This is a genomic window from Mesobacillus sp., assembly GCF_057785455.1.
The window spans coordinates 26,385-40,949 of sequence record NZ_JBYNSB010000047.1 but is presented as its reverse complement, the minus strand read 5'-3'; the positions used below and the strand labels follow the sequence as shown (position 1 = coordinate 40,949).

The following is a 14,565-nucleotide window of genomic DNA, read 5'->3' as shown; positions in this document are numbered from 1 at the left end:
ATTCACCTAGGATCGCCAACTTTTTTCGGTTATTTTATTGACATTATTTTCTATATATTCAAATATCAGTAAATAAAATGAGGTGTTAACATGATTTCAATAGTAAATTTGAGCCATGAATTTGTGATTGGAAAGAAAGGCAATAAAACCATCATTCCAGTTTTAAAAGATGTATCGATAGAGGTTAAAGAAGGAGAAATCGTGACTGTAGTAGGACGCAGCGGTTCTGGCAAATCTACGCTGCTTAATCTTGTCGGTGGATTTATCCGGCCAAAGCAAGGAGAAATCATGATAAATGGGGTGCAAACATCATCGATGAACGAATCCAGATTTGCTGATTTCCGTATAGAGAACCTAGGTTTCATTTTCCAAAGCTTCCAGCTCATCCCCAGTATGACAGCTTATCAAAATATTGAATTGCCACTTATATTAAAGGGGGTAAAGGAGCAGGAGAGAGTGCAAAAAACAAATTCGATCCTCGAGATGGTTGGCTTGTCTGCCTATCAGAATCATTATCCCGGAGAGCTTTCAGGCGGACAGCAGCAGCGTGTCAGCATTGCCAGGGCATTAGTCGTCAATCCGCCAATTATCCTGGCCGATGAACCAACAGGCAGCCTTGATTCGGAAACAGAAGAAGAGCTGCTGGAATTCATCAAAAAACTTAATAGGGAGCTGAACATCACTTTCCTGATCATCACTCATGATGAGAAGGTAGCTAAAATAGGACATCGAACTATTGAGTTGAGAGATGGCCGCATATTAGAGGAGGTTCTCGCATGAAATTAAAGGACCAATTCCGGTTCGTCCGCCAGAATATGAAAAAGAACAGGACAAGGCTTTTTATGACGATCCTGGCTACTGCCATGAGTGTAACCTTCCTTATCGTTCTCGCCTCAGTGGGGTTTGGCTTACATAAATCCATAGTTAAAGAGACAATGGAAAGACGTATTGTCACCGAAATCGAGGTCCATGGCAAACAAGAAGATAACGGCTACCGCCAGCTGACAGAAACGGATTTAAAATTGTTCGAAGGGATAAATAATGTCAAGGCTGTCACAAGGAAAAAAATGCTGGCACAGACTCCAAGGTACGAAATCGGTAAGCATCAAATCGCAGCAGAAACTGTTGTAGCCCATATGCCATCTGAGATCAAGGCTGGCCTGGAGCTTTCAGATGGCAGACTGCCAGAGAAAGACAATGAATTGCTAGTTGGTTATCATTTTACTAAAGACTTGGTACCGAAGGACGCAGACCCTGAAACCCTATATGATGAGCAAGGGAAGGTGAAAGAGGAATCCCGCTACAAAGATAATCTTATCGGAAAAAAAGTCACGATGAATATTATGAAAATCGAGGATAATAAGGAGGTTGAAAAATCAATAGAAGTGACTGTTGTCGGCATCCGAGCTAAGCCTGCTAAAGAATGGTATTACGATAACAGTGTTTTTGTCTCCGAGGGAATTCTAAAGCAAATAGAAAGTTACACAGGTACAGTACGGGGAATGCCAGTCGATCCGAACAATACCGAGAAGAGCGCACCTGAATATCAAATTGATTCCTACGATTCTGTAAAAGTATATGCAAAGGATCTGGAATCCGTAAAAGAAATTTCCGATTCCTTAGAGGATGACAACTATGGAGTATATTCAGTAGTTAATGAATTGAAGGATATTAACGTTCTGTTTACGATCGTTAAGGCTGGACTTATATTCATCGGTACAATTGCCATCCTGATAGCATCCATCGGGATATACAATACCATGACAATGGCCGTTACGGAAAGAGCACCGGATATTGGCATTATGAAAGCCATTGGAGCAAATCCTGGCACTATAAAAAAAATCTTCCTGCTTGAAAGCAGCTATATTGGACTGATCGGAGCGTCAATTGGCACTGTTGTTGCTTATGCAATCAGCCATCTGGTGAATTTTGCACTCCCGCTCATCATCAAACAGGCATTTAGCGAAATGCCTCCAGAAGGTTTAATGTTCAGTTATATACCTCCTTCTCTGCCAATCATAAGCTTTGTCATCTGCTACTTTGTTACTATCCTATCCGGGCTGCGTCCTGCCCAGAGAGCAACAAAGGTTGATGTTCTGCAGGCATTGCGAAGAGAAGTGTAACATTAAGAGAACCGGCCTTGGCCGGTTCTCTTATCATATTTTCAACAAAATAAAAAATAAATGAACGAAATCAAGTCTGCTTCCGTCTTATGGACATCTGGTAACAAAAGGGGAAAAGCAGAATGGCTGTAAATATGATAAAACTTGACTCTGTGTCAAAGAAGTTCGGAGAACAAACCGTTTTAGCAGATGTATCAATGGCAGTGAAAGAGGGAGAAATAGTTGGCCTTCTCGGGCCAAACGGCTCTGGTAAAACGACTATGATCAGACTTATGAATGGTGTGATTGAACCTTCGAGTGGACAAATCTCAATATCGGGTATGGATCCATTAAAAAACGGGGACGCAATTCGCGGGATGAGCGGAATTCTGACAGAGAATGCTGGCTTATATCACGAAATGTCGGGTTTAGATAATCTCGTTTTTTTCAGCAAGCTGTACGGAAATTATGATAAAAACCAAATCGCCCATCTTTTAGAAGAATTTCAGCTGTCAAAACACCAGAATAAGAAGGTTGGTACTTACAGTACCGGCATGAGGCGCCGCTTAGGCATTATAAAAGCAATACTGCATAAGCCAAAGCTCTTATTCCTCGATGAACCAACAAATGGGCTGGATCCGGAAGGAATCAAGCTTGTCCTAAAGTTCATCAAGGACTTAAACAAAAGGGAAGGGACAACCATTTTTCTCTGCTCCCATATACTGCATCAGCTCGAAAATGTCTGTCAGCAATATTTATTCCTCGATCAAGGGAAAATCATAGATTCAGGGACTCTTCATGACCTTCAATTAAGACATGTTAAGACAATCAGCCTGAAGGTTATTACCAACCTGCTGCCTAAAGGCAAAGAATGGGAAGGTTATCCTTTCTCCTCTTCAGGAGAGAATACACTTATTTTCCATTTGCCTTCTCGGGAAGAAATCTCCCCACTTTTGGAAAAAATACTGCGAAATGCTTGGGTCCATCATGTTGAAATAGAAAATATCGATCTGGAATCACTATACTTTAAGATTCGAGGTGAGAACCATGAATAAACAGCATATTTGGCTGATAGCCTCAAAAGATATGAAATCGATAACCAGTTCCGTTCAGGTTTGGCTGGGATTGGTCCTGCTGCCAGCTATCTTTTCAGTCATTTTACCATTAACATTTATTTTACTCATAAAAAACCTGCCGCTTTCGGCTGAATTGACCGATTTAGTAAAGAATGTCCTCAAAGGACTGCAGGGTACGGAAACGAGCGAACTGCTCAACAATTTGCCGAGCATGAAGCATCAGATTATTTATGTCGTGATTAATTACATGTTCGGTTCGATTTTTTTGCTTATCCCGTGCCTGAATGCAATGATGATAGCCTTGCATAGCTTCGTAGGAGAAAAGGAAAGAAGGACAATGGAAACCCTGTTATTTTCTCCGATAACTATAAAGGACCTATTTATTGGAAAAGTTCTTGCAGCATTTATTCCAGCCATTGTCATCACACTAGTGAGCTTTTTGCTGTTTGGTATCATCACAATCAGTCTGACATACAGAATGTTTGGTTTTTTAATCTTTCCTAATGCGAATTGGATGGTTTTAATATTATGGGTTGTGCCATTGATAACGATCTTTACTATTTTGGTTAATGTCTTTGTTTCAGCAAGGTCGAAGGGTTTCCAGGAAGCACAGCAGCTTGGAGGTATTTTAATCCTGCCAATCATGGGTCTATTTGTTGGCCAGGCGACCGGATTCCTGGTAATGAATCCGATGCTGCTTGCCATTGTAGGCGTGATCATTTTATTCTTAAATGCGATGCTCTTGAAATTAGTAACCAGATACAATGACAGGAACAATTTATTCGAACAGCAGATTTAACAATATGCATAATTTATCCGTTGTTTGAAAAATCTAACCCTATCGACCATAAGATCACAGGGGGATAGGATATGTCTGTCATCGTTATACAAACTTTTGAATTGAAGCAGGACAAATTTCCTGACGGAATCAAAAACCTCAGATTGTTGCAATGCTTTAGAAACGACAATTATGACCACAGAGTAGAATTATTGTCACCAATATCAGGGGAGGACCACACATACGCATTGATTTCCACCTATGAAGGTCTGGCTGAGATGGAACTTCAAAATAAAAAAATGTTTGAAGACGAGGAATACAAAACACTTATAGGAGAATTCTTCCTTGAAAACATTGTCCAGGGAAGCATGTATACACAAATGTACAGGACTATGACAGGGTTGAAAAAAGACTCCGAGTCTGAGAAAAATGATAAAAAAAAGAATGAAAAATGAAGCCGATTCAATGCGAATCGGCTTTTTATTTTGATCTCCGGAACTTTCACTACATAAAAACATCACTGTTCTCGAATGATAATACTTGTTGAAGGAGGTTTAGAGTATGGATTTCTTCTTACCATCAAGAGACTCAGGCAAGGGCAGCACCTCGGAATCTGGGGACCTAAAGTGGTGGCAATTATCGTTAATTGGCGTTGGATGTACGATTGGAACTGGATTTTTTCTAGGTTCAGCAATCGGTATTAAAATTACTGGGCCATCCATAGTGATTTCCTTCATCCTGGCAGCCATCGGCACATATGTTGTGTACAGTTTGCTTGCGAAGATGACCGCAGAGGACCCACAGGATGGCTCATTTTGCTATTATGCAAACAAAGCCTTCGGCCAGTGGGCAGGTTTTAGCTGCGGCTGGAATTATTGGAGTTCAAATATCTTGATCATGGGAAGCCAATTGACAGCCCTCTCGATACTTTCCCAATTCTGGTTTCCGGATATCCCTCTCTGGATATTTGCATCAGGCTATGCTGTTTTATCAATAGGGGTAGTTCTGACTGGGAACAAAGGATTTGACAAGGTAGAAGATTTGCTAGCAGTCATAAAGACAGCTGCAATCATCATGTTCATTATCCTTGCCGCGGCAGCGCTGTTTGGCTGGTTTAATTTTGATGCCAGGGAGCCTCATATCCCGAAAACATCCGGAAGTCTGTTTGCAGAAGGGTTCAAGGGGTTTTGGTCATCACTGATCTATGCTTTTTATGCATATGGCGGAATTGAAGTAATAGGACTAATGGCTACTAGGCTGAAAAAGAAAGAGGATGCTCCAAAAGCTGGCATCATTATGCTGGTCGTACTGGTCATTATATATGTGCTTGCCTTAGGGCTTGCAGTCATAATGGCTGCCCACGGAGCGTTCAACGATAAAGAGAGCCCTTTCGTCACCGCCCTAAGTGAGTATAACCTGGAATTTTTCCCTCATGTTTTTAATGCAGCAATCATTGTTGCAGGTTTTTCCACCATGACAGCATCACTATTTGGAGTAACCACATTGCTTGTTACTCTTGCGGAAGATGGAGATGCACCCAGGCTGTTCTCAATAAAACTGAAATGGAAAGAGCTTCCACTTCCGTCTTTAGCGTTGGCAGTCGTCGGCCTGATTGCCTCAATTATCACAGCCTTGCTTTTGCCAGGGAAAATCTACGAGTATATCACGACTGCTGCAGGAATATTAATCCTTTTTAATTGGTCATTCATAATTATATCTTCGCTGAAAATATTAGAAATGAAGGCATGGAACAAAATTATCGCATTCCTCGGCATCTTCTTGATATTAGCCGCAGTAAGCGGCACTCTCATGGAAAAAAACATCAGGATGGGGTTTTTTGTCAGCCTTTTTGTCATCGTTTTAATTGCGATCATCGCTATATTTTTACAGAAGAAAGTCTGGGCAAACCAAAATTGACACAAAGTAAATTAATAAATATAAAGGATAGGGATACATGAAACATTTTAGAGCGATAGCGGTAAAATTTCTCTCAAGTATTGTGCTTCTATACATCATCCTCGGTCTTATGTATGACATGTCGTTGACGAATGTATTTTTGATTTCGTTAGTCCTTGGTCTTGCTTCTTATATAATAGGGGATTTATTTTTACTGCCAAGGACGAATAACATCATTGCCACATTGGCAGACTTTAGCCTTGCCTTTATGGTTATTTGGATATTAGGGGAAAGTCTGACATATGGTGATAGCCTGATTGTAGCTTCTCTAATATCCGCAGCCGGGATTGCTTTATTTGAATATTTCTTCCATAAATAGATTGCACGCAATGGATCTGAAGGAGAAGAAAGGCAACAGTACAACCGTAATTATCAATTCCAGACAGAAGCTGCAGACGAGCTATATCCAGTCAGGCCAGATGTGAGAAGTGAAGAAGGAAACAAAGAGAAAGAATAAAAAAAGGCCATCCATTTGATGGCCTTTCTTATTAATCTTTTAGGTACACAGTATTTTCTTTACTAGTAGCCTTGAGCTGATAAAGTTCGAAAACAATCCCATAAATAAAGGCTGTTAGGAACATTGAGCCAAACATATCAAGAATATAGTGCTGTTTAACAAATAAAGTAGAAATAATGATCAAAGAACCCATTACCGGAATAAAAGTAGAATGGAAAATATGCTTGTTCCGGATATTCAGATTGCCAAGCATGATCGCAAAGGTAGTTAGCACATGAATGCTAGGGAAAGCATTATAGGGACGGTCATGATTATAAATCATGGCTACGAGGTCGACCAGGATTCCGCTTCCAGTGAGCTCTGGGCGTGGGACAGTTGTTTGAAAATAAAAGTAAATGACAAAGCAGACAAGCTCTCCAATTACTATAACACTTAATGTTTTAAGGTAGACAGCTGTGTTCTTATACCAGAAATAAATTAAATAGCCTAAAATAAAAGCGTACCAGATGATATATGGAAGTATAAAAACAGGCAGGAATGGAATGAGGTGATCGAAGTCGGTTGAAAGGATCACCGCATCGCGCGGATTCGTATTCAGAAATTTATATATCATTCCCAATACTGGCATCGCCAGCAAAAAGAATAAATACGGAAGATCTTTAATTTTAGCTCTCATTGAATAATCCCCTTCAATAATATTGGTCATGGTGTATAAATACCACAAACCCTGCAAACTAATCCCGCTGGTGATAATTAATACATTTTGGAAATTGCTGGTGTGATTAAGTATCACAGTAATATAGACGAAAGCTGCAACAGTTTAGTTCCAGCATTAAAATAATCAAAAGCAGCAGAGGGCTGTAAAGGTCCATAGCTTGTTGAAAGGTCTATCAGCCGATGAAGCTAAACTTTGGTGCCATTGGCATACCTTTATAAGTCATGGGCTGCTGAAGATATGATTATCTGCGGTGGTTACGGTTGTCTGGCGGGATGCTGTTGCGAATCTTATTATCTTGGAAAATAGTATTTGGTAAATTGCGAACTGAGGTAGTTTTATCATAGAGTTGATGACAGAATTATGTTGGGGTAATGGATTTCATTCAGAATCAGGTTTTATTTTGGACAACTTTTCAATGGATGTGTTATTTCTGTCAAAATCAAGGCCGCTTTCGGACAATTTTTCACTCGAGGAGGCTAGTTCTTTCAGTACCAAATTACGCCTAATGTTTGTTTGTTACTCCTGCACCAGAAAACATATTCTCAAATAAAAGCTAAAGCCTTTCTCGAGTGAGAAAGGCTTTAGCTGAGTGTCCCAGAAGGGATTCGAACCCCCGACCTACAGTTTAGGAAACTGTTGCTCTATCCTACTGAGCTACTGAGACGTAATTAAATATGAATATTAGCGACTCAATTATTATATAATGACACCTTAAAAAATTCAAGATACTTTTAGTGTAAAAAGAAAAATAATCCAAGAAAAGTTCACAGGCAAGAAATTGTAATCTGATTATTCATCTCGCTGAATCGAGCCCTTACAAGCAATAAGGGCTCGATCACTTGTCTCAATGATGTTGCTTACGATGAAAAAGCCCCATAACTTCTAATGTTTCTGTAATATTAACAAAGGCCTCTGGGTCTATTTCTTCTATAAGATTTTTCACCTCTGTAAGCTCGTATCTAGAGATGACCGTCAAAATGACATTGCTTTTTTCTTTTGAATAGCCGCCGACTGAATCAATCACAGTTACGCCCCTATAAACATTCTTTAACAGATGCTGTTTTACTTCCTCGCCTTTTCTAGTAATGATCATCAACGTAAGTTTTACATGGTGGGTATGTACTTTATCAATTACTTTTCCAAGAACATAAATGGATACAAGGGTATTTAATGCTGCATCCCAGCTGAAGAGGAATCCGGATAATAAGATGACAATGGAATTCATCGCGAATAATAGCGTTCCCATCGGAAAATCCTTGCGTCTTGTCAAAAGCATTCCAATTATATCAAACCCGCCGGATGATCCGGAGGAACGAAAGATGATTCCGATCCCTAAGCCAGCGATTGCTCCTCCAAAAATTGATGATAGGATAGAATTTTCGGCAATCGGTACAACTGGAATTAAATATAGAGTTAATGAAATGGTCACAACTGAAAGGATCGTATAGAGGATGAACCTCCTGCCGAGCTTTAGATAACCAACTACCAGGAGAGGAAAGTTCAATAGGAAGTTGAAGACTCCAGTATTTATTGAAGTAAGCATAGATAATATAATCGCGAGGCCGCTTATGCCGCTGCTCATTATTTCATGGGGAATCAGGAAAAAATTAAATGCAAATGATACTATCGTTGATCCAACAATGATTCCTGCTGTTTTCAAAAATGCCGCCTCCAAACACTAGTCCGTTAGCAATATTATATAGTTGAAAAAAAAGATGTAAATTTAAAAGTTTATTTTAAATTAACAAAGAATTTCATTCATTAAAATTCAGGAAAACAATGATAATAATGTTAACCAACTTTATGAAAAAAATGTATTTATTAAATATCGGAAGCATGAAAGGGAAAAATATAAGGGACTTTGCGGAGGTGATGAAATGGATCGGGAGTCATTTCGGGATAGAGTGACGGTAATTGATGATGTGGGGAACCAAAAACAATTCGATGTCGAGGCTTTGTTTGAAATGAAGGGTGAATCCTTTGCTTTGCTGCGAGACAACAAGGACACTTTGATTATGAAAGTTGAAGAGCAAGATGGTGAGCAATATTTGATAGGCTTGAATAATGACATTCAAAAATATAATTTGCTTGATGCTTACCAAATTGCCGTAGAAGCCAATCCGGCAGAGGAGTAAAACAAAAGTCGTCCCAGGACGGCCTTTTTTTATGTTCAGGAAGGAGTTCAAGCCAAATAAACAGAAGTTATAGGGATTCATCATATATAATGGGAGGCATTATGGAATTTCCACAATTAGAAACTGAGCGTTTATATCTTAGAGAGATAAAAGAAAGTGATGCAGGAGATTTGTACAAGAATTTTTCCAATCATAGGTTAATGGAGTTTTATGGCTCAGAGCTAATGACCATGCAAGAGGAAGCTGTAGGTCTTATCAATGCCTTTCGGGTAAGTTACGAGGAAAATAAAGGCTACAGGTGGGGGATTCAGCGTAAAGATGATTCTCGGCTTATCGGTACGATTGGCTTTCATGCTTATTCACCCAAACACAAAAGGGCCGAAATTGGCTATGAGCTTCACCCGGACTATTGGGGAGTAGGATACGCTAAGGAATCAATAACCAGGGTGTTGGAATTCGGTTTTCAGGAAATGGATTTAAAGCGGATCGGTGCAATCGTTTTTCAAGAGAATATCTCATCCAATATGGTACTTGCCGGTTTGGGATTCAAATACGAAGGTCTCCTCAGGAATTACATTGTCCAAGGAGGAAAATCATTTGATACGAATGTATATTCATTGATTAGGTAAGAACAAAAAGCTCCAGCGCATAATAATGGGGCTAAGTGCTGGAACTGGAGGAAGACACCCCATATCGTTAATCACATCAAATTCATTTTTTAGTTTCATCTATAAAATAAAAAAAGGATGATCGGAGGATCATTCCTTTTTTAGTGTATGTTTCTCTTTTTGAAGCGGCCGCCGCGCACCTCCGCAATATTGCCTACCGCAAGGAATGCCGACTCATCCAATTCTTCAACGATGGATTTCAACTTTGCTTCTTCCAATCTTGTGATCACACAGAAGATGACCTTTTTGTTATCACCAGTATATGCTCCTTCACCTGTCAGGTAGGTAACTCCCCGGCCTAATCGTGCAAGAATCGCCTCACCAATTTCCTTGTGCTCATCACTGATGATCCAGGCTGCCTTGGATTCATCCAATCCAGTTACCACTATATCAATTGTTTTGAATGCGATAAAATAAGTCATGATTGAATACATTGCACGATCCCAGCCAAAAACAAACCCGGCTGTACCAAAGATGAAGATATTAAAGAACATGATGACTTCACCAACAGAGAATGGCAGCTTCCTGTTAGCGAGGATAGCCAGTATCTCCGTTCCATCCAATGATCCTCCATAGCGAATGACAATCCCCACTCCTGAACCAAGGACAATCCCTCCAAAGACTGTAGCCAGCAGCAAATCTTCAGTAAAAACCGGCACTTCATGAAGGAAGCTGGTAGTCAATGATAAGACGGTAATTCCTAATAGAGTCGAAAGAGCAAAGGTTTTGCCTATTTGTTTGTATCCGACAAAAAAGAAGGGGATATTCAAAATAAAAATGAACAGGCCAAGCCTCCAGCCCGTCAAATGAGAAAGAATAATGGAGATCCCTACAATTCCGCCATCCAGAATCCGGTTTGGAACCAGGAATTCTTCAATCCCTACTCCCATTAAGACAGCACCCAATATGATAAACAGGATTCTTTTGGCCAACTTGGTTTTACTCAATCCTTTGTGCCGATACTGAATTAGAACTTCTTCAGGAATACTATTCATTTTTTCTCCTCTTAAACAATAATTTTATCCATGCAAACTGTTCTTTTAGATAATTTTAGCATATCTGCCTAATTCTAACCTAGTTAACACTCCGAAAAAGGGAGTAGTTGCGTGTTCATTTTAAATAAAAAGGGTAGAAGATAGGGTAGTTAAACAAGAAGGCAGTTTATTAATAAAAAGGTGTTGTTGTGAATGAATTTGACATTGGCTATTGGTTTATTTTTATTGGTCCTGTTCTTAGTTGGAATAATCGGAATGAAATTGATTAAAATTCCAGATATATTACTATATATTTTACTTGGGCTTGGATTATCCACAGTTCTTGATGAGTCTAAGGTGATTGAAGCAGCAGGTGAAATCGGGCTTGTCCTGTTGTTTTTTCTCTTAGGAATGAAGTTTTCTGTAGATAGACTGATCAGGAATAGCAGCAAAGTTTGGAAAGGCGGGGTGCTTGATGCCGTTTTAGGCATCGGCGTAACCGCAGGGATAAGTTATCTTTTTGGACTTGATATGGTTTCTTCCCTGATTGTTGGGGGAATCGTATATGCCACGAGCTCCTCGATTACCGCTAAACTAATGGAGGATAAAAACCGGACAGAAAATAAGGAATCTGAATTCATGCTGCTGATTCTTGTATTCGAGGACTTAATCGCTCCCATCCTTGTTACGATTTTGATCGGACTGACTGGTAAAGGATTTACAGCAATGGACTTCCTGTTAATTATCTTAAAGATTATCCTTCTGGCTGGGGCTGCTATTTTCTTTGCCAGAGTGGTGTTTAAAAAAGCTGAACCACTTTTACAGGATATTAAGCAAGATGATATTTTTATCGTTATGATTGCAGGAATTGCCTTAACATATGGCGGTATCGCAATGCTCCTCGGCTTATCGGAGGTAATTGGGGCTTTCCTTGCGGGCATGATGCTATCTGAGCTGTCAATAAAGGAAAAAGTTGAGAAGGTAGCACTTCCAGTCCGAAATATATTCCTACCATTCTTCTTTCTGAACTTCGGCCTCCATATTGAACTGACAAGTGATATCCCATATATGGGACTATTGATTGTTCTTGTATTCTGGTCTCTGATCCATAAATTGATTGTTGGGTATTTCGGCGGCCAATGGTATGGCCTTCCAAGGAGTCATTCATTGAAGGCAGGGCTGTCATTGACACAGCGGGGTGAATTTTCCGTCATTATCGCAGCCCTTGCAACTGGAGAACTGAAGATGTTTGCAAGCATATATATACTGGTTATTGCCTTCATCGGGACAATCCTTTTCCAATTAGCTCCGCGCCTGAATAAGCTGATTATTGAAAAGGTGAAAGAAAAAACAAGTTAAGAATTGATCATAAAAAAAGCATTAAGGCTAAAATTGCCTTTAATGCTTTTTCTTTTTTATTTCAGCACTTCTTTCACACGGCCGACTTGTCCATCCTCAAGCCTCACTTTGATGCCGTGCGGATGGGTAGGTGACTTTGTAAGAATATCCTTGACTATTCCGGGCGTGAGCTTCCCGGATCTTTGGTCTGCCTTCAAGACGATGTTGACCTTAACACCCGGGAAGATATCTTTTCGATTTTGGCCGTTCATTATACACCCATTTTTCTGCGCTGATTGCTGACTTTCTTTGTTTGCTGGCTCTTTAATTTTTTCGCTTGGTCCATCTGGTTCATAGCACCCTTACCGCCGGACGCATTTTTTTTCTTGTTCTCAAGCTGCTGTTTGATCGCTTCCTGCAGGCTCATCTTCTTTTTTGGCTCTTCTGTATGGTTTGTCATATTTGCCTCCTGGGCTTATTTTTTAGTAAATACAGTATACGCTTTTTTGTGCTAAAAAGAAACGAGGACTATAAAAATTAGATGTTATTTTTCAAATTTTTACATTAATATTAAAGTAAAAAGCTGGGGGATTCACTTGAAAAAGAAACAGGTTTTTTTCATACTTATTGTTTTTTTACTATTAGCAAGTGGGATGCTTGTTTTTCTTAAGGAAAGACAAGAGAAGTATGAGGGTCTGTCATTTATACCAGAAAGGTCGGAGGATGTTCCGCTGTATAAGGGCTTAAAACCAAACGGAGCACCTGGTTATATAATCAGCGGCGACCATTGGCAAGACATAATGGCCTTTTATCAATCCGTCCTCCCTCAAAACGGATGGACTGATGTTTTTGTCGAGTCATCCAGTAAGTCTCCAGAAGATGGCGCAGGGTTCATCTCTGCCTGGCAAAAGGAAGGGCAAGATTGGGAATTAACAATCAATGCTGCTTACTTTGAAAATACGAATTCAACTGAGGTCATTTTTGACAAGACAGATAGAATTATCAGTTCAAAGTGGATCGAAAATCAGCCTAATGAGATTTGCATAAACGAACAGCCTGATACAGGAAATGATTGTTTCCCAATTACTGATCAGCAAACCATCAGCGAAATTATCGATCTCATCAATGGTGCAAGGGATTGGACTAAAGGACAAATGTTTTATGATGGTAAAAGTGTAATTACAGCAGGCTCATTGAATGTCCAGGTAATTTACGACTTGGATAAGGGGATTTATCTTGTTTCCGACAAAGGAACAAAGTGGATGAAGCCTGAAAAGGAATTCTTCGAATTAACCAGGATCTCCAAGGAATATTAACTTACGAAAAACAATAATTCGGGGCGTTTTAAAAAGGGTAAAATAAGTAATATCATCCTAGGTCAACTGTATTATTTTTACTGTATCCATAAATTCATTATGCTGAAAGAAGAAAATTCCTTAAAATAAGTGTATTCTATTGTTAAAACTTAGTTTTATCAGGAAAAATATAAAAATGCATTTTCGAAGTAAAGGGACGTGACCTTGGTGAATTCAATTACGGCAATCGCTAATGATCTGCAGCAAAATTCCAAAGCTATCGCAATGGAAATGGTAGAAGGGATAATTGATAAAATCGGGATGGAGATACCACAATCGGAGATTGACCAGGCAATTGTGGTGTACACCGAATACCTTGGCTTCCTTGGTGAATCTATAAATAAGCGTGATGAATCACCTTCAGAAACTTTAATTGAATGGAGCAGGGAAAATGGTGAAAGAGAAGCGGCAAAAGGAGGGAGAATTTCTGATATTCTCCTGCGCTACCCGCCTACAAGGCTGGTCTTTATCGATAAAATGGCGGAAATTTGTTTAAAACATGACGTTAGCATTGGAGATTTGCTTTGGATTAATAAGCGGGTGAACAGTATGCTCGATATCAGCATTAATGAAACTGTTTTTGCATTCGAAAGGCAGAATGCACAGCTTATAAAAGAAGTTCAAGACGAAGTGAATATTCTTTCGGCCCCAGTTGTTCCTGTCCAGGAAGATGTGGCAGTCCTGCCACTAGTCGGGAAGATGGATCATGATCGTGCATCTCTGATTATGGAGCGCGCAGTGCCTTTAGTTGCCAAACAGAAAGTTCAATGTCTTATCATTGACTTTTCAGGAATCGTCACAATTGATGCTACGATTGCAAAGCATATTTTTGACATACACAATGTATTGCGCTTGTTAGGTGTGGACTCCATAGCAACAGGAATGAGACCTGAATTGGCTCAGGCCGCTGTTGAAGGAGGCGTTGATTTTTCTAGCATCGTTACCTTCGCAACAGTGAAGCAAGCAATCGAAAGCATCAACAAGAACAATAATGTAAATGAGGGGTGA

17 protein-coding genes and 1 tRNA gene are annotated in these 14,565 nt (G+C 39.7%); 12 read left to right on the top strand and 6 right to left on the bottom strand.

The genetic code is table 11. From position 1 onward, the window contains the following. Positions 1 to 90: 90 nt before the first annotated feature. The 7 genes from AC3EBE_RS18805 to AC3EBE_RS18775 all read left to right on the top strand — a co-directional run bounded on the left by AC3EBE_RS18805 (position 91) and on the right by AC3EBE_RS18775 (position 6,231). The gene (locus AC3EBE_RS18805) at positions 91 to 780 is read left to right on the top strand and encodes an ABC transporter ATP-binding protein (protein WP_488596566.1); all 690 of its coding nucleotides are present in this window, start codon (positions 91 to 93) and stop codon (positions 778 to 780) included. Further along, on the top strand, positions 777 to 2,123 hold the full coding sequence (locus AC3EBE_RS18800) for an ABC transporter permease (RefSeq protein WP_488596565.1): 1,347 nt from the start codon (positions 777 to 779) through the stop codon (positions 2,121 to 2,123). Before AC3EBE_RS18805 ends, AC3EBE_RS18800 begins: the two co-directional genes overlap by 4 nt. A gap of 122 nt (positions 2,124 to 2,245) precedes the next feature. Beyond that, positions 2,246 to 3,157: an ABC transporter ATP-binding protein gene (locus AC3EBE_RS18795; RefSeq protein WP_488596564.1), complete on the top strand. Its 912-nt coding sequence runs from the start codon at positions 2,246 to 2,248 to the stop codon at positions 3,155 to 3,157. Continuing rightward, positions 3,150 to 3,977: an ABC transporter permease subunit gene (locus AC3EBE_RS18790; protein ID WP_488596563.1), complete on the top strand. Its 828-nt coding sequence runs from the start codon at positions 3,150 to 3,152 to the stop codon at positions 3,975 to 3,977. The genes AC3EBE_RS18795 and AC3EBE_RS18790 overlap by 8 nt, the downstream gene beginning before the upstream one ends. A 71-nt stretch (positions 3,978 to 4,048) precedes the next feature. After that, positions 4,049 to 4,411 (top strand): hypothetical protein, encoded by a 363-nt coding sequence (locus AC3EBE_RS18785; RefSeq protein ID WP_488596562.1) that lies wholly within the window; start codon positions 4,049 to 4,051, stop codon positions 4,409 to 4,411. A gap of 106 nt (positions 4,412 to 4,517) precedes the next feature. Continuing rightward, the gene (locus AC3EBE_RS18780; protein WP_488596561.1) at positions 4,518 to 5,873 is read left to right on the top strand and encodes an amino acid permease; all 1,356 of its coding nucleotides are present in this window, start codon (positions 4,518 to 4,520) and stop codon (positions 5,871 to 5,873) included. A 37-nt stretch (positions 5,874 to 5,910) separates the two neighbouring features. Next, complete coding sequence (locus AC3EBE_RS18775; protein WP_488596560.1) at positions 5,911 to 6,231, top strand: DUF2512 family protein; 321 nt, start codon at positions 5,911 to 5,913, stop codon at positions 6,229 to 6,231. 169 nt (positions 6,232 to 6,400) lie between these two features. Here the strand turns inward: AC3EBE_RS18775 and AC3EBE_RS18770 are convergent, their stop codons facing one another. From AC3EBE_RS18770 to AC3EBE_RS18760, 3 genes are all read right to left on the bottom strand, one after another. After that, positions 6,401 to 7,045: a phosphatase PAP2 family protein gene (locus AC3EBE_RS18770; RefSeq protein WP_488596559.1), complete on the bottom strand. Its 645-nt coding sequence runs from the start codon at positions 7,043 to 7,045 to the stop codon at positions 6,401 to 6,403. A 632-nt stretch (positions 7,046 to 7,677) separates the two neighbouring features. Beyond that, positions 7,678 to 7,751, bottom strand: a tRNA-Arg gene (locus AC3EBE_RS18765). A gap of 180 nt (positions 7,752 to 7,931) precedes the next feature. Next, complete coding sequence (locus AC3EBE_RS18760) at positions 7,932 to 8,747, bottom strand: YitT family protein (RefSeq protein WP_488596558.1); 816 nt, start codon at positions 8,745 to 8,747, stop codon at positions 7,932 to 7,934. Positions 8,748 to 8,964: 217 nt separating this feature from the next. Here AC3EBE_RS18760 and AC3EBE_RS18755 point away from each other — a divergent pair, with 217 nt between their 5' ends. Together AC3EBE_RS18755 and AC3EBE_RS18750 are read left to right on the top strand one after the other, a co-directional pair. Further along, a complete protein-coding gene (locus AC3EBE_RS18755) occupies positions 8,965 to 9,222 on the top strand; it encodes a DUF1292 domain-containing protein (protein ID WP_488596557.1) in 258 nt (85 codons plus the stop codon). A gap of 101 nt (positions 9,223 to 9,323) precedes the next feature. Beyond that, positions 9,324 to 9,851 carry a GNAT family N-acetyltransferase gene (locus tag AC3EBE_RS18750; RefSeq protein ID WP_488596556.1) on the top strand — a complete coding sequence of 176 codons (528 nt, stop codon included), beginning with the start codon at positions 9,324 to 9,326 and terminating at the stop codon, positions 9,849 to 9,851. A gap of 140 nt (positions 9,852 to 9,991) precedes the next feature. Here the strand turns inward: AC3EBE_RS18750 and AC3EBE_RS18745 are convergent, their stop codons facing one another. Further along, positions 9,992 to 10,885, bottom strand: a complete 894-nt coding sequence (locus AC3EBE_RS18745) for a YitT family protein (protein ID WP_488596555.1) — start codon at positions 10,883 to 10,885, stop codon at positions 9,992 to 9,994. 192 nt (positions 10,886 to 11,077) lie between these two features. Here AC3EBE_RS18745 and AC3EBE_RS18740 point away from each other — a divergent pair, with 192 nt between their 5' ends. Then, positions 11,078 to 12,223, top strand: coding sequence for a cation:proton antiporter (locus AC3EBE_RS18740; RefSeq protein WP_488596554.1), 1,146 nt, complete (start codon positions 11,078 to 11,080; stop codon positions 12,221 to 12,223). A gap of 56 nt (positions 12,224 to 12,279) precedes the next feature. Here the strand turns inward: AC3EBE_RS18740 and AC3EBE_RS18735 are convergent, their stop codons facing one another. Beyond that, the gene (locus tag AC3EBE_RS18735; RefSeq protein ID WP_488596553.1) at positions 12,280 to 12,474 is read right to left on the bottom strand and encodes a YwbE family protein; all 195 of its coding nucleotides are present in this window, start codon (positions 12,472 to 12,474) and stop codon (positions 12,280 to 12,282) included. Next, entirely contained in the window at positions 12,474 to 12,662 is a 189-nt protein-coding gene (locus AC3EBE_RS18730; RefSeq protein WP_488596552.1) for a hypothetical protein, read from the bottom strand. Before AC3EBE_RS18730 ends, AC3EBE_RS18735 begins: the two co-directional genes overlap by 1 nt. Before the next feature lie 136 nt (positions 12,663 to 12,798). Here AC3EBE_RS18730 and AC3EBE_RS18725 point away from each other — a divergent pair, with 136 nt between their 5' ends. Continuing rightward, the gene (locus AC3EBE_RS18725; RefSeq protein WP_488596551.1) at positions 12,799 to 13,518 is read left to right on the top strand and encodes a hypothetical protein; all 720 of its coding nucleotides are present in this window, start codon (positions 12,799 to 12,801) and stop codon (positions 13,516 to 13,518) included. Between the two features lie 207 nt (positions 13,519 to 13,725). After that, on the top strand, positions 13,726 to 14,565 hold the full coding sequence (locus tag AC3EBE_RS18720; protein WP_488596550.1) for an STAS domain-containing protein: 840 nt from the start codon (positions 13,726 to 13,728) through the stop codon (positions 14,563 to 14,565).

Excerpts from the sequence above, each read along its gene's own strand:
- AC3EBE_RS18800 (WP_488596565.1), top strand. The coding sequence starts at position 777 with ATGAAATTAAAGGACCAATTCCGGTTCGTCCGCCAGAATATGAAAAAG.
- AC3EBE_RS18785 (WP_488596562.1), top strand. The coding sequence starts at position 4,049 with ATGTCTGTCATCGTTATACAAACTTTTGAATTGAAGCAGGACAAATTT.
- AC3EBE_RS18740 (WP_488596554.1), top strand. The coding sequence starts at position 11,078 with ATGAATTTGACATTGGCTATTGGTTTATTTTTATTGGTCCTGTTCTTA.
- AC3EBE_RS18730 (WP_488596552.1), bottom strand. The coding sequence starts at position 12,662 with ATGACAAACCATACAGAAGAGCCAAAAAAGAAGATGAGCCTGCAGGAA.
- AC3EBE_RS18750 (WP_488596556.1), top strand. The coding sequence starts at position 9,324 with ATGGAATTTCCACAATTAGAAACTGAGCGTTTATATCTTAGAGAGATA.
- AC3EBE_RS18780 (WP_488596561.1), top strand. The coding sequence starts at position 4,518 with ATGGATTTCTTCTTACCATCAAGAGACTCAGGCAAGGGCAGCACCTCG.
- AC3EBE_RS18745 (WP_488596555.1), bottom strand. The coding sequence starts at position 10,885 with ATGAATAGTATTCCTGAAGAAGTTCTAATTCAGTATCGGCACAAAGGA.
- AC3EBE_RS18775 (WP_488596560.1), top strand. The coding sequence starts at position 5,911 with ATGAAACATTTTAGAGCGATAGCGGTAAAATTTCTCTCAAGTATTGTG.
- AC3EBE_RS18790 (WP_488596563.1), top strand. The coding sequence starts at position 3,150 with ATGAATAAACAGCATATTTGGCTGATAGCCTCAAAAGATATGAAATCG.
- AC3EBE_RS18735 (WP_488596553.1), bottom strand. The coding sequence starts at position 12,474 with ATGAACGGCCAAAATCGAAAAGATATCTTCCCGGGTGTTAAGGTCAAC.
- AC3EBE_RS18755 (WP_488596557.1), top strand. The coding sequence starts at position 8,965 with ATGGATCGGGAGTCATTTCGGGATAGAGTGACGGTAATTGATGATGTG.
- AC3EBE_RS18795 (WP_488596564.1), top strand. The coding sequence starts at position 2,246 with ATGGCTGTAAATATGATAAAACTTGACTCTGTGTCAAAGAAGTTCGGA.
- AC3EBE_RS18770 (WP_488596559.1), bottom strand. The coding sequence starts at position 7,045 with ATGAGAGCTAAAATTAAAGATCTTCCGTATTTATTCTTTTTGCTGGCG.
- AC3EBE_RS18805 (WP_488596566.1), top strand. The coding sequence starts at position 91 with ATGATTTCAATAGTAAATTTGAGCCATGAATTTGTGATTGGAAAGAAA.